This is a genomic window from Paraburkholderia sp. BR10882 (assembly GCF_040948855.1).
GTDB classification, from domain to species: domain Bacteria; phylum Pseudomonadota; class Gammaproteobacteria; order Burkholderiales; family Burkholderiaceae; genus Paraburkholderia; species Paraburkholderia nodosa_A.
Genome location: NZ_JBFPKP010000001.1, coordinates 795005 through 808134 on the forward strand (window position 1 = coordinate 795005; position 13130 = coordinate 808134).

The window sequence follows — 13130 nt, forward strand, 5'->3', positions numbered from 1 at the left end:
CGGCTCGCGCCGCAAGCCGTCTGCAAGGCATGGCGGCGTAGAATGCCCGTTCCTGTCATCCAACTCGAGGCTGGGCACGACCGATGAACGAACCGCGCAGGAAGAACCCCACTGTCGGCGTTGCCGTGCTCATCGTCGTGGTGGTGCTGTTCGTGATCGGCACCGTGCTGTTCAACGCACTGAAAAGCAAGCGCGAGTACGACGAGACCGTGGGCGCCAGCGCGGCGCACGCATCCGCGAGCACGGCCGCGTCGCAAGCCAGCGGCTCGACGCAGTGACGCGCCGGGCCGTTTTCTTCTTATTCCTCCGGTAGCCGGATGATGCTCGCGTCCCGGCGAATCAACCAGGACGCCGTGATCATCTGCTTGCACTGGTGGGCGAGCAGCTTGAGTTCCTGCGGCAGTTCCGCCGAGGCGCCGAGCGCGCGCTCGGCTTCCACCACCATCGCATCGAGTTCGCGCGTGAGCTGCTTCGTGATGTCGGCCTGATCGGCGGGCGCAGGCGTGCCCGCTTCGGCGGCGACGAGGTTCTCGCGCACGCACGACAGCGCGCGCTCGAGTGCGTCGAGCTTGACCTCCTGCTGGTCGGGCCGCGCCGTGCTGCGCAGCAGCGGGGCGGTGGCGGTGATCTGCGAGGCGAGCACGTGGCTGCGCACGAGCAGGTCGTTGAGCTCGGGCACGAACTTCTGCGCGGCCTTCGGTTCGAGCATCATGCGCTGGAACGCCTGGCCGAGATTCGCGAATGCCACGTGCACGTTCTTGCGCGCGAGCCGGTAGCGGAAGTCGCGCGCGAGCGACGGTGCCGCTGCGGCTGCGCTCGCCGTGGCTTGCGCGGTCTGTGCAGCGGTTTTCGCGCCCACGGCCGACACGGGCGAGCCGGGAGCGCCGGCGGTGGGCGAGTCGTCGAGGGTCGCGGCGGCGGCTGCGGGTTCGTCGATGACGCTCGCCGCGTTCGCCGAAGCGCTCGCCATGGCGCTCACGCTGCTCGTCACCGGATTCGCCACGCCGCCCGCGTCGCCTGCGCGCGTCGCCGCCGGCGCTGCATGGGCGGCCACGCGCGCGCCGGCCTCGCTCACCCCGGCCCCCGCGAACGCCGGCTGCGGCGCGCTCGTGCGCCCGCTCCACCACCAGCTCGCTTCGAGATAACTGCGCGTCGCGGCGATCATGTCGTGCACGAGCTTGCCCATCAGGCGGTATTCCCAGTACGGAAACAGATGGCTCGCGGCGATGGCGATCATGCAGCCCACCACCGTATCGATCGCGCGCTCGCCGATGATGCGCATGCTGCCCGGCGCGAGCAGATGGAACATCAGGAGCACATAGGCCGACGTGAACACCACGCTCGCCGTGTAGTTGAAGAGCAGGAGGCTGTAGCTCATCACCATCGCCGCGAACATCGAGACGAGCAGCACGAGCGGCTGCTTCACGAGCAGGATCAGCGCAATGCTCGCGATACAGCCGATCAGCGTGCCGACGATACGCTGCGCGTTGCGCTGGCGCGTGAGCGAGTAGCCGGGCTTCAGGATGATGATGCTCGTCATCACGATCCAGTAGGCGTTGGTGAGTGGCAGAAGCCGCCCCAGCCAGAAGCCGACCGCCACGGCGATCGTCACGCGCAGCGCGTGGCGAAAGCTAGGCGAGGCCATCGTGAGATTCGAGAAGATCTGCAGCCAGGACACGCGGCGGTTCGTCACGAAACGTGTGAGCGCCTCGTCGATGCGCAGTTCGGTTTCGGTCGTCGGCACTTCGCTCGCGAGGCTGCGGCGCATGCGGTCGATCAGGCGTGTCGCGCTCCAGATACGCCGGAACGACGCCGAGATCGCCGCATAGGCCTCCGGGTCGGTCGCGGCCAGGTCGCGCTTTTTCAGCAGCTCGAGTTCGTATTCGATGGCGCGCAACTCGGCTTTGACATTCACGCTCGCGCGCGGCGCCTCGTTTTGCAGCACTGCAAGGCCGATGTCTTCGAGATCGGCGGCGGCCTTGCGGATCAGGTCGCGGTAGAACACGAGCAGGTCTGAGCCGCCGAAGGTGTTGCGCACGAGCGGGTAGTCGGTGTGTGCGCCCACGAACAGCTCGTGCAGATCGACCGTGTTGATGAACAGGTTGAAGTGCATCGCGCGCCGCGCATCGACCTTGCCGGCCCTGAGCTTGGGCAGGTTGCGCAGCACGATGTCGCGCGCCGCGTCCTGGCGCTCGACGGCGGCGATCTGCTTCGCGACGAGGTTGCGATAGCACTCGTCGAGATCGTTGTCGAGGTCGAAGAACTGGGCGCGCGCGAGCAGATAGTCGGCGCAGGCGAACACGCTTTCGGCGAGCGCCTGCTGCTCGATGCGATCGAGCATGAGCTGGCTGATCATGGTCGACCACGCCGTGTACCAGAGGCCGCCCAGCAGGATCCACAGCGCATTGACGAGCGCGAGGTGCGGCGTGAAATGCTCCTCGAGCGTCATCACCATCATGAAGAGGGTGGCGAAGCTGATCTGCGGCCAGCGGTTGCCGTAGACCACGATCAGCGAGAGCACGAAGGTGAGCGGCACCACGGTGGCCCAGAGCGCGACGGGGCTGAAGGTGGCGAGGCCGGTGGCGTAAGCGGAGAGAAACCCGATTACGCTGCACGCGAGCATTTCGTTGCGCTTGTACTTGAGCGGCCCCGGCATGTCGACCACGCAGGCGCCGAGCGCGCCGGTCGAGATGGTGAAACCCAGCTCGCTCTTGTGAAGGACGAACAGGCACAGGACGGCCGGAAGCGAGATGCCGATCGCGATGCGCAGGCCGCCGTAAAAGTACTGGCTATATAGGAATTTCCTGATTTCTACGGAGTAGAAAAGTGCGGTATTTCTTGAGTCGGGTTGAGCGGTTCTGAACACCTGCAAATCCTTGTCTGCAAAGGGATTTGGTATAATTTTCCGGTCTAAATCAGTTCAATCTAACTCAAGGTATCGCGCCCAAAATTGGGGGTTAAACCGGGGGTTAGATCGAAGGCCTGGAGCCTACCGCAATGCGAACGATTCACCGCCTGACAGCAGCGGCTATCAGAAAGCTTATCAGCGATCCGCCGCCGAAGCCCCGATATTATCCCGATGGCGCGGGGTTACATCTACAGGTGAGGCCCACCGGTTCGGCAAGCTGGGTTCTGAAATATCAGCTACACAATCGTAGCCGCGAATTGGGCCTGGGCCGCTGGCCTGATGTTGGATTGACCGATGCCCGTGACCGCGCGGCGGAGGCGCGCAAGCTGCGCAGCGCGGGCGTCGACCCCCTGGATCGCAAGGAACACAAGCGCAAGGTTGAGCGCCGCGCCGAGGCGAAGCGCATCACGTTCGCTGATGCCGCCGCCGAATTCATCCGGCTACGCGAACCGGAGTGGAGCGCGAACACGCTGCGGTCGTGGCGGGATTCGATCAAGCTGCATACCACCGCCAAGCTCGGGCGCACCGATGTTGCGGAGATCGGCACCGCAGACGTGCTCCAGGTCCTTGAACCCGTGTGGCGGGACCGCTATGCGACCGCCAGGCAGCTACGGCAGCGCATCGAAAACATTCTCGATTGGGCCGCGAGCCGGGGGAGCCGCGAAGGGCTCAATCCTGCCCGCTATGATGGGCATCTTGAGCACCTGCTGCCGAAGCCGCAGGACAAGGCAGAACACCACGCCGCGCTCGAATGGAAGGCAATGCCGGATTTCATGAGGAGACTGCGGGGCGTGCCGGGTGACCTGAGCGCGTGCCTGCAGTTCATCACGCTCACCGGTGCGCGTTCCATCGAGGCCACTGGCGCGACGTGGGGTGAGATTGACTTCGAGGCATGCGCCTGGCACGTGCCTGCCGAACGGATGAAAATGCGCCGCCCGCACGATGTGCCATTGTCCGATGCAGCGATCAAGCTGCTCAAGGCGCTTCCCGGTGAGCATGGGCCCGATGATCGGATATTCAACTCCACGCGGGGCAAACAGATTTCTGGCGGCGTGCTGCGCGACCTGCTCATCGAGATCGGCTACGCGAAGGGGAGCATGAGCGTGCATGGCACGCGCAGCGCCTTGCGGACCTGGGCCACCGAACGGGAGAAGATACAGGAGCGCGTAGCCGAAGCGCTGATTGCGCACGATACGCGAAGCGGTGTGCAGAAAACTTACGAGCGCACGGCGTTTTACGATGAGCGCGTGCCGGTCATGCAGACGTGGGCACACTTCCTCGAAGGCGGAAACGTTGTGCAGTTCGATGACGCCAAGAAGAGCGCCCGCAAGCGCGCTGCATCGAAGGCCGCATAAGGATTACCCTGGGTCCTCGCGCCGCCGCTCCGCCCGCCCCGATAACCACAATTGGCGATATCGGGGCGTTGTGTTTTGCTCGCGGCATTCGTCCGTCGGCATTCCCGCTTTGAGCCCTCATCGTTCGGCATCACCAATTGTGGATAAAACCGACAGCGCGCTGAAGCCTCCCGAACATCCGGCCTGAAAATGGCGCTTGAATTGCTTCGTACAACCGCACAAAAATCATTCAAACCAGTGCGGAGGGAGCCAAAGCCATGAGCAATCTAACCACCTCGAATTCGAATGCGCCTGTGAAGCGCGGCCCTGGCCGCCCGCGCAAGGTGCGTGAAGCTGCGCCGCTGCCCGTGCCATCCGTCGACGTGACCACGCCGCTTGTAGTGGACCGCGCGGGCGCTGCGCGAATGATCGGTCGGAGCACTTCACACGTAAAGCGCCTGGAGAAGTCCGATCCGGCGTGGCCGCGCCCGTTTGCCGTGGGCGTGTGGGCACAAAACTATTTGGTCGCGGACATTGAAGCCTATGTGATGGCAAAGGCGGATGCCGCGAAGAGCGCCACCGCTGCCGCGTAAGGGGGCGTCATGATCCTCGCAAACAAAAAAGGCCGCTCGTCGGGCGGCCCTCAAATAATCCCGATGCTGTGTCCCGCCCACGCCAGGGCGGCGGGGCCGCGCCAGATTAGCGCGCACCTCGTGCAAGTGCAAGCGCTGCAGGGGGCGTCATGAGCGAACGCTATCAGGTCATGCCGCCGCTGCTGCCCATCGAGCTGGCCGAACTGCGCGCGAGCATCGAGATGCACGGCGTACAGTTGCCGGTGATCGTGGATGAGCACGGCGCGATCATCGACGGCCACCACCGCTCGAAGCTCGCCGCCGAGATCGGCGTGCCCTGCCCGCGCGACGTCCGCGTAGGGCTCGGCGAAGAAGCCAAGCGCACTCTCGCCCGCACGCTCAACACCGCCCGCCGCATGCTCACGCGCGAGCAGATACGCGAACTCATCGCGGGACAATTGCGCGATACACCTGAGCGTTCGGATAGCTCGATTGCGAAGGCCCTCAAGGTGTCCGACAAGACGGTGGGCAGTGTGCGCCGCACGCTCGAATCAACTTCGGAAATCTCCGAAGTTCAAAAGCGCACGGGTGCGGACGACAAGGTTCGCAGGCAGCGCACGAAAAGGCCCGAAGTACATCACCCATCGGCGGTCGCAAATGAGGTGATCGTGCCTAAGAATTGCGCGAAAAAGCCGCTCAAGCCGCTGAAGCTCACAGGGGCAAAGCGGAAGACTGCGCTATTGGATCTGATTGATGCGTCCAAAGCGGGTCGGTTCGAGCCGTACATGGGTGAGATGCCCGCCTGGCTCGCCGCCCTCGCCGATGACGCCACCGACCCCAAGGCAGCGAGCGCCGGGAGGACCATGGCGGCACTAGCCTGCCTGAATGCCGTCTCGCTTGCCGATGTCGATGTTGTCGAGCGGGTGATGAGCGAGTGCACGAAACACGGTCTTGATCTGTCCGCATTTCTTGACGGCGCGATCTACCAGGGCATGCGCTTGAGGGACCTGTTGAAGAAGCACGAGCGCCGCGCTCGCCAGTCTGCGGACGATGTGATCGATGTGGAGGCCACATGAGCGAGCGCGCCGAGCAGTGGGCCGCCGCCCATCCCGTGCGCCGCGTGCGCTATAGCCGCAGCAACGCGCTGCGCCAGTCCATCTATGGGTGCTGCGCTGGGCTCGCCGATGACAGCACGGGCCTCTTCCACGGGCACACGCGGCTCATCGCGTTTCGAACGGGCATGGAGCCTCATCAGTTCGAAGAGGTGGCGCGCTGCCTGCGCGAACTGGCGCAGCGCGGCCTGATCGAGCAGCACGGCACCTGCATCGAGTGCGGCGCGCACGTGTACCGCTTTCTCTACGCGAAGGAGATGAAATCGTGAGCGCCGGTCGCGTGGTGGACAAGGATCACCCGAGCGCCGCCGAGGCGATCATCCGCGCGGCGGAAAACTACGCGCCCGACGCGAACAGGATGCTCGTGCTCATCCGGCTCGCGCGTCTCGTGGAGAACGACGATTGCCTCGTGTACCCCTCAGTGGAGTGGATCGCACATCACACGCGGCTCGGTGAAAGCACGGTCGAGCGTATCGTCGCCGAGTTTCGCGCGCACGGCATCATGGAGATCGTCGGCACCACCGGACAGGGCGGCAGCAACATCCACCGCATAAGCCATGAGCGCATCGCCGCAGCGTATTCGCCGCCCGAGCCGTGGGAAAAACGGTGGGCACGCAGCAAGGCGCGTCACAAGGCGGGCCGCGAGAAGTTCATAAAGGCGCGGCAGGCTGAAAACGTTCCCCCGCAGGTGGGGAGCGTTAATGATGCGGTCACGCAAAACGTTCCCCCGCACAGAGGGAGCGTGAACGGGAACACAACAGGAACCGATGTCTCAACGCTCCCCCACGGCAATGGCAACGCTCCCCCATCGAGCGGTCAACGCTCCCCCACGGACGCGCTGACGCTCCCCCACGAAAGTGCCAACGCTCCCCCACGAACCCCCCAACGCTCCCCCGCTGTGGGGGACAAGGGTTTTAGGGTTTTTGAGGGGTTAAAGCAGGGGACGGGAAGCAGGGGAATGGAGGGGCGCTCATCGCCGCGCACGCTAGTCGCCCCGGCCTCGCCGGACGCGACCGACGCTCGCCCGGCGAACGGAACAGGAACGCGGAGAAAAAAGCGGACCTCGCTGGAGCGCAAACCATGGTCCGAACGTCTGGCCGATGCCTGCAGGGGTCGCGGCGAACACCGGCGCGCCGAAGCGCTGGCCGACGCCTATTGCGAAGAGCACACGTTGCCTGCGAAGCCGGACGGGCGGGACAACATGGCGCGCGATCTTGCTGAACTCGCGAGGCTCGGCTTCACCGCCAATCTCATGCGCGAGGCAATCACGATGGCGGACGCTCGCGCGGATAACGGCAGCGCCGCGCACTGGCCCGACGTGAAGCGCATGACATACCTGCTCGTCGACGAGGTGCCGTTCGATGCCGCCGACGAACCCGCGCCCTTCGACGACATACCTTTTCCGGACTTGCCACGGGGGTATCAGTGATGAGCAACGTGAATGCACCGAGCGCCGCCGAACGGATCGCGGCTCAGGAACATCGCGGCGCGCCCTCGATGGCCTACCTGTTTCTACTGGCCGGACTCTCGCGCTATGGCGGGTTCGCAGCGCCATCCGAGCGCTGGTATAACGCCGACCGTCTGCTTGACGAACTGATGAATTACGCACTGATGTGCGGGTTCCCGAGAACCGGACGCCTGCGCGCGCTGCTGCGTGACGAGGTGCAAACGGCGGCGGAGAACGGCGAGCCCGTGACGTTCTCGCGGGAGGCCATCAGGCTCGCGGACGCCGCGCTTGCCAACTGCCCGCCGTGGGCGATTCACGCGGCGCTTGCGAGCGCATCACGCCTTCTCCAGTGTGGAGAGCCGTCGTGATCGATGCCCTGGTGACCGGCGTGCTCGCTAGCGATCCGGTGGAGAAGGTCACGCGCACCGGCAATCCGTATTGCACCGCCCGCGTGCGCGTGACACAGGGCGAAGCCGAAGCCGTCTTTTGCCTGATGACCGCGTTCGATGCCACGGCCCGCGACGGCCTGCTCGCGCTGCATCGTGGTGATCCCGTCGCGCTCGCGTGCTCACTGAGCATAGGCGTATGGACGCCGGACGCTGGCGGCGCGCGCCCCAATGTGCAAGGCACCGTGCACGCGCTCGTGAGCCCGTATCACGTGCGGCGCCGCCGTGCGGAAATCGCCAACGCGCAGGTTGCGAACGGCCCACGAGCATCACCACAGCGCGGCGGCAACAATGGCATCGCCGACGACTCACTCAATGACGCGTTCTGACTGACTTACTACCGGAGGCCGATCATGGCAAAAGCACACAGCAAGATCGAAGGCGAAGCATCAGCGCTCGCAACGGGCGCGACTCACATTCGTCAATTGCGCGGCGAACTCGCCAGGCTCGGCGCCGAACGTGAGCGCATTAGTGCGTTGGCGTCGGCAGCGCAGGGGCATGACGATGAGATTGGCGAACTCAAGCGCACGCGTGCCGAAGCCATGGCAGCCGCATTGATCGATGGCGGCGGACCTGCGGACGTGGCCGAGATCGATGCGAACATCAGCGAGGCCGAAGCGCGGGCACGTGAAGCCATCAGCACCGGCATGGTGGCCGCCGATGCACTGAACGTGATCGCGGCCCGCCGCGCGTCACTCGAAGGCGAACTGACAAAAGCCGTTGATGCCCAGCTCGAAGTCGCGGCGCATGATCTGCTCGCACAGCGCATCGAGGAATTCGCAGCCTTCAACGCCGCCGCCAATGCGCTTCGCGGGCCGCTTGAGCGCATGCTCGCGATTGAGCGCACGCTCATCGAAGTGCGCAGGCGTCAATCGAAGGGCGGCGGCAGTGGCGCGGGGCCTGCGCATAACCTTGTCGATGCGCTGCGAGACCAGGGGTTACGCATCGTGCGCGAACACGATCACGCACTGTGGCCGTGCGCGTGGCTGTCTTGGCCTGAACTTGCAGCACGTTCGCCGGCATTCAGCCGCGACTTTCTCACCAACGCAGCGCTCGATTGAGCGAGCACACATCACCGGACGAAGGAGCACGAACATGGACACGAAGAAGCCGAGCGCGGCACCGTTCTCGCACTTGTTGCGCGCGGCCCCCGAAGCGCTTGCGGAGATGGTGAGGATTACGCACGCGTCAATTGAAAGGGATCGCGAGCGCGAGGCGCAGGCCGAGACGGCGAAGCTGATCGCGAAAATTTGCGCGGCAAACAACAAGCGCTTGGGCATCGCGCCACCACCGGCACCCACCACGGCGCTCGGCAGGCAGATTCTCAAGGCAGATGCGCGGCGGCGCGGCGAGTGACGGCACCGGCGCGCGCAATGGGGACTCCTGGAGGGCACGCGAGGAACTCCCGCCCCCGTAATTAGGGCACGGGTCCTTCTCCATTGGGAAGCCTCACGGGCCCCGATCGCGTGCGTTTTTCCCGCAGCCATGAATCTTGAAAAGTTGTCCGCCGGAGCCTGATCCGATGGCTGAAGCTGAACGCCTGAACGTCACGCAGTTCGCGGCGCGCGCTGATGTTGATGAAAAGGCGGTGCGCCGCGCGATCAATCGCGGGCGGCTCAATCGCGGCGCTGATGGCTTGCTCGATGCTCGCCAACTTGGCACGCGCTGGCGCTCGCCGAACGCCCGCACGCGCGAGCGTGAGCCCTCACGTGAGACGACTAGCGATCACGCGGCGGTGCTGCTCGAAAAGGAGCGTTCACTTGCCGCGCTGCGCCGACTCGAATTCGAACAGAAGTCCGGCACACTCATCGAGATCGAGGTCGCGCGGCGCATGCTTTTCGAGGCGGCACGTGCTGCCCGTGATGCGTGGTTGATGTGGCCGGCCCGTATCTCTGTACCGCTCGCTGCCCGCCTTGGCGCCGAACCCGATATCGTGCTACGCGAACTCACTCGCCTCGTGTACGACCAGCTTGGGCGCATGGGCGAGCCTGGGGTCGACTTTGGCGCGGACGTGCCCTGAGGCTGTTACACACCGGAATGGTTCAAAATCGAGGCTCCGCCAATCCAACTTGTCGAGCCGAGAACCCATGGCAACCGCGAAGCCGCTGATGAAGAAGTTATATGTGAACGGGGTACTCATCGGGGAAGTCCCGGCGACAGGTGACATCAAGCAAGATGCAGTGATAGCGCGGGCATTTATCGAGAGCAAGGGGCTTCACAGAGAAGTTACCTTGGTGCAAAGCATGTTCCGTCAGGCGCTGGCATTCGCCAACACATCAGCCTACCTGTACGACAAGGACCTGAAGAACGAGCCGCGAAACGGACTCAGCGCCGCGCCGTTCGTCGTCAACATCTCATTCGCAATAGAGCTATATGTGAAAACGCTGGGGCGAATTCACGGCAGCAGTTTGAAGGGGCACAACTTGCTCGCACTGTTCGACGCGCTTCCCGCTCCCGCACGTGTGGCTATCGAGAAAGCTACGCCTGCTGCGACGGCCCAACACGCGGTGGATGGCCGGCCGACAGCAAGGGATTGCCTGGCGCGCCTCAATGGCGTGTTCGTTGAATGGCGCTACTTGTACGAGAAACCGAATAGCAAGGAAGTGAAGATTCAGGAAGCTATCTTCGTTGCCCATGTTCTACATGATGCGTGTGTAGCCTCGAAGCAGGTTTGATTCACGTCCGTGTTCGTTTTGACCAGGCGAACGTGTCACAGCCCACTAGGCCGCGTAGTATGCGATTTGGGAGCACAGCCGCTGCTCTCATCTCCCAAGTGGTAAAGCCCGCTCATGCGGGCTTTTTTTTGCCTGCCAGGGCCTCGTGCGGTTTTTTTAGGTTTATCACGTATTGCCGCGAAACGGTAAAGGGGGCCGAGTTCGGCCCAAAAGCGGTCACACGCGCCCGAGCAAACCAGTGACCGTTCTGTGTTGTAAGCAGGCAGAACCGTATTGCAAAAAATGGCGCGCTTCACCAATATCATGCCCTAGCCAACGGAGACAGTCGTGCCAACTGAACGTGTATTTCGCAAGCCGGAGAGCTTTGAAGCTGAGCGCTTGAGTCGCGACGCGATCCGTCCGTTTCTAGAAAGCCGAGGATTCGCAGTGCTGTCTGATGAGCGCATCGTGCGAGGGGTTTCGCAGGCTCAGGTTGTTACCGCGCGATCCGAAACGGGGGAAACGATCAAAATGCGCGTGCGGCTTTGCTGGCGGCATCGCGGTCCGGACGACCTTCGTTTTTCGGCTGCCCAGTTGCGAGCGGACCTCATCGACAATGACTGGGATAAAACGCTCAACCAGCTCGTCGATCGTGATGTTAAAGTCGGCATCTCACATGCGCTCATCTTCCAGCGCGCAGGCGAGACTGTTCCTTACGCAGCGCTTGTACCAATCGATCAGCTGGGTTTGATCTGGCGTCGTCAGGCGGAAGTAAGCGAGGAATTGATCAAAGCCGGACGCTTAGGACGAACCACGAAGAACCACGCAAAAAACGGCTCGAGTCCCACGGTGTATCTAATGGACAGCCGACACGAAGACGCGCATTTCGTGCCTGATGTGCTCTGGCAATGGCCGGGCGTGCAGGATCTCGTCAAGATGGGTGACGTGAAACTGCGCGTGCCCATCGATGACACGTGGGACGACCTCTACGCGCCCGATCCTTCGGGTTATGGAAGTGATGGGGCAAGTGAGCGGACCGTGACGCGATCCGAAGTGAAGCGCGATCCTCGTGTCCGGGCTGACGTCGTCAAGCGCGCGGATGGCAAGTGTGAACGCTCGACGTGCGGAGCGATCGCGCGATACAAGGGCTTTCTCGACGTTCATCACATCCTTGGCGTCAGGAATAGCGATCGCGTCTGGAATTGCGTCGCACTCTGCCCAAGCTGTCATCGTGACGCGCATTTCGCACCCGAACGCGACGTGATTAATGACACGCTTCTGGACTTCGCTTCCCGTTTCAGGAAATGACCATCCGGCATACGCGGCGCCAGTCCTGCACGTTCTTCTCGACAATGCCTTTCTCCCGGCCTGGCTGCCCGGTTGCAGAACTCGGGCTCGAACAGGTAGTGGCCGCACTCGGTCGGCAGGCGACAGCAACATCGGGCGGTAGCCGGCCCAGGAACCGACGTTCGGAATTTGGGCGAGAACGGCAGCCTCTATGCGATGAACGGACCTTCGTGAGAACGCACTGGTCGCCAATGTTGGGTCCCCATCCACAGGTGTTCGCGCCGATAAAAGCGACACAATCAGTTACGGCCAAACATTTGGCGATACTGCGAGGGTGTCAACGCTGTCAATTCCTTGAACATGCGTCGCATACCCGAGTCGCTGCTAAGTCCGAGTTCCGCGCTAATAGTGGTTGCGGGTGCGGATGTCATGATAAGCCGCTCGCTCACCTGATCCAGTTTGATTTTTCGGGCACCCTGCCCGTACTCGACGTCAGTGAGCCCAGGCGCTATGAGCCGCGTTTCGAACAATGTCTGCCAGACGTTCGCTACGCAGCCCGCGTCGATCGCGCGGCGTAGGGCGGCCGGACCAAAAAGTTTCTTCGTGGATTTGCGCGTCCGCTCAAGATATTTCATATTTTGCCGTTAAATCAATATCTCGCATAAAAAATGCGCGAATATTAATATGGAATGGCATCCCGCGAGATACGATATGGAAATCAAAACAAAAACTCGTAATTATAAAGTAAGTATATTTTTTTTCTACGTAGTTCTTATTGCGCTAACTATCTTGTTGTCGTGTCTGTATGTTTTCAGGGAGAAAATGCCTGGCGAGTGCGCGTTGGGGATATCGGCCATAGTTTCATTCCCATTTCTATGGATCATGATGCATTGTTCGTTGTATTCCGGGCGGCTGGAAAAAGTGGAGCTCGGGGAAGTGCGAAACCATATGGCCGTCCTCGGAATACTGGTTACCGTGGGGGTGGGGTATCCGTTATTGGTACATGTACCCGACATCTTCGGTACACTGGTTACCGTGTGGATGGGATATCCGTTATTGGTACACGTACCCGCTTGGATGACGAAGCCAGCGTGGGGGGTGCTGCTATTTTTTGTGATTATTTATGCTGCGCTGGCAATCGTTTTGCGCTTTCTATTTAAGGGCCTCAAGCTGGCAGCGGAGGTGCTGGAAAAAAAACTTCCTGAATCACTGGCAGTTTTGGCAATCATTTGGCTAATAGCCCAAATTACTCCGATTTTTCTAGAACTTTCAAAAGACTTAAAGGACGTACTGGAATTCATTTTTCGAGGGGTTGAGAGCTCGATCGTAGGGTTTGCGGTTTTAAACCATTTCGTTGCTGTCACTTATAC

15 protein-coding genes are annotated in these 13130 nt (G+C 62.2%); 13 read left to right on the forward strand and 2 right to left on the reverse strand.

The features are described from left to right. The first annotated feature begins 83 nt into the window (after positions 1 to 83). Positions 84 to 278: a hypothetical protein gene (locus AB3X99_RS03650; protein ID WP_368616132.1), complete on the forward strand. Its 195-nt coding sequence runs from the start codon at positions 84 to 86 to the stop codon at positions 276 to 278. 20 nt (positions 279 to 298) lie between these two features. Here AB3X99_RS03650 and AB3X99_RS03655 read toward each other — a convergent pair whose 3' ends face one another. Beyond that, complete coding sequence (locus tag AB3X99_RS03655) at positions 299 to 2866, reverse strand: FUSC family membrane protein (protein WP_368616133.1); 2568 nt, start codon at positions 2864 to 2866, stop codon at positions 299 to 301. Positions 2867 to 2997: 131 nt separating this feature from the next. Between AB3X99_RS03655 and AB3X99_RS03660 the strand changes: the two genes are divergently transcribed. The 12 genes from AB3X99_RS03660 to AB3X99_RS03715 all read left to right on the forward strand — a co-directional run bounded on the left by AB3X99_RS03660 (position 2998) and on the right by AB3X99_RS03715 (position 11781). After that, positions 2998 to 4263: a tyrosine-type recombinase/integrase gene (locus AB3X99_RS03660; RefSeq protein ID WP_368616134.1), complete on the forward strand. Its 1266-nt coding sequence runs from the start codon at positions 2998 to 3000 to the stop codon at positions 4261 to 4263. 257 nt (positions 4264 to 4520) lie between these two features. Then, positions 4521 to 4835: a hypothetical protein gene (locus AB3X99_RS03665; RefSeq protein WP_368616135.1), complete on the forward strand. Its 315-nt coding sequence runs from the start codon at positions 4521 to 4523 to the stop codon at positions 4833 to 4835. 149 nt (positions 4836 to 4984) lie between these two features. Beyond that, entirely contained in the window at positions 4985 to 5890 is a 906-nt protein-coding gene (locus AB3X99_RS03670; protein ID WP_368616136.1) for a ParB N-terminal domain-containing protein, read from the forward strand. Continuing rightward, a complete protein-coding gene (locus AB3X99_RS03675; RefSeq protein WP_368616137.1) occupies positions 5887 to 6195 on the forward strand; it encodes a hypothetical protein in 309 nt (102 codons plus the stop codon). The genes AB3X99_RS03670 and AB3X99_RS03675 overlap by 4 nt, the downstream gene beginning before the upstream one ends. Then, complete coding sequence (locus AB3X99_RS03680) at positions 6192 to 7355, forward strand: hypothetical protein (RefSeq protein WP_368616138.1); 1164 nt, start codon at positions 6192 to 6194, stop codon at positions 7353 to 7355. The genes AB3X99_RS03675 and AB3X99_RS03680 overlap by 4 nt, the downstream gene beginning before the upstream one ends. Next, a complete protein-coding gene (locus AB3X99_RS03685; protein WP_368616139.1) occupies positions 7355 to 7741 on the forward strand; it encodes a hypothetical protein in 387 nt (128 codons plus the stop codon). Before AB3X99_RS03680 ends, AB3X99_RS03685 begins: the two co-directional genes overlap by 1 nt. Continuing rightward, complete coding sequence (locus tag AB3X99_RS03690) at positions 7738 to 8148, forward strand: hypothetical protein (RefSeq protein WP_368616140.1); 411 nt, start codon at positions 7738 to 7740, stop codon at positions 8146 to 8148. The genes AB3X99_RS03685 and AB3X99_RS03690 overlap by 4 nt, the downstream gene beginning before the upstream one ends. A 24-nt stretch (positions 8149 to 8172) precedes the next feature. Next, positions 8173 to 8880: a hypothetical protein gene (locus tag AB3X99_RS03695; RefSeq protein ID WP_368616141.1), complete on the forward strand. Its 708-nt coding sequence runs from the start codon at positions 8173 to 8175 to the stop codon at positions 8878 to 8880. Positions 8881 to 8914: 34 nt separating this feature from the next. Beyond that, positions 8915 to 9175 carry a hypothetical protein gene (locus AB3X99_RS03700; RefSeq protein ID WP_368616142.1) on the forward strand — a complete coding sequence of 87 codons (261 nt, stop codon included), beginning with the start codon at positions 8915 to 8917 and terminating at the stop codon, positions 9173 to 9175. A gap of 166 nt (positions 9176 to 9341) precedes the next feature. Further along, positions 9342 to 9839: a hypothetical protein gene (locus tag AB3X99_RS03705; RefSeq protein ID WP_368616143.1), complete on the forward strand. Its 498-nt coding sequence runs from the start codon at positions 9342 to 9344 to the stop codon at positions 9837 to 9839. 67 nt (positions 9840 to 9906) lie between these two features. Further along, complete coding sequence (locus AB3X99_RS03710) at positions 9907 to 10494, forward strand: hypothetical protein (RefSeq protein WP_368616144.1); 588 nt, start codon at positions 9907 to 9909, stop codon at positions 10492 to 10494. Between the two features lie 327 nt (positions 10495 to 10821). Next, positions 10822 to 11781, forward strand: a complete 960-nt coding sequence (locus AB3X99_RS03715; protein ID WP_368616145.1) for an HNH endonuclease — start codon at positions 10822 to 10824, stop codon at positions 11779 to 11781. A 278-nt stretch (positions 11782 to 12059) separates the two neighbouring features. On the opposite strand, the gene AB3X99_RS03720 is transcribed toward AB3X99_RS03715, so the two are convergent. Continuing rightward, positions 12060 to 12395, reverse strand: a complete 336-nt coding sequence (locus AB3X99_RS03720; RefSeq protein ID WP_368616146.1) for a helix-turn-helix domain-containing protein — start codon at positions 12393 to 12395, stop codon at positions 12060 to 12062. Between the last annotated feature and the right edge of the window lie 735 nt (positions 12396 to 13130).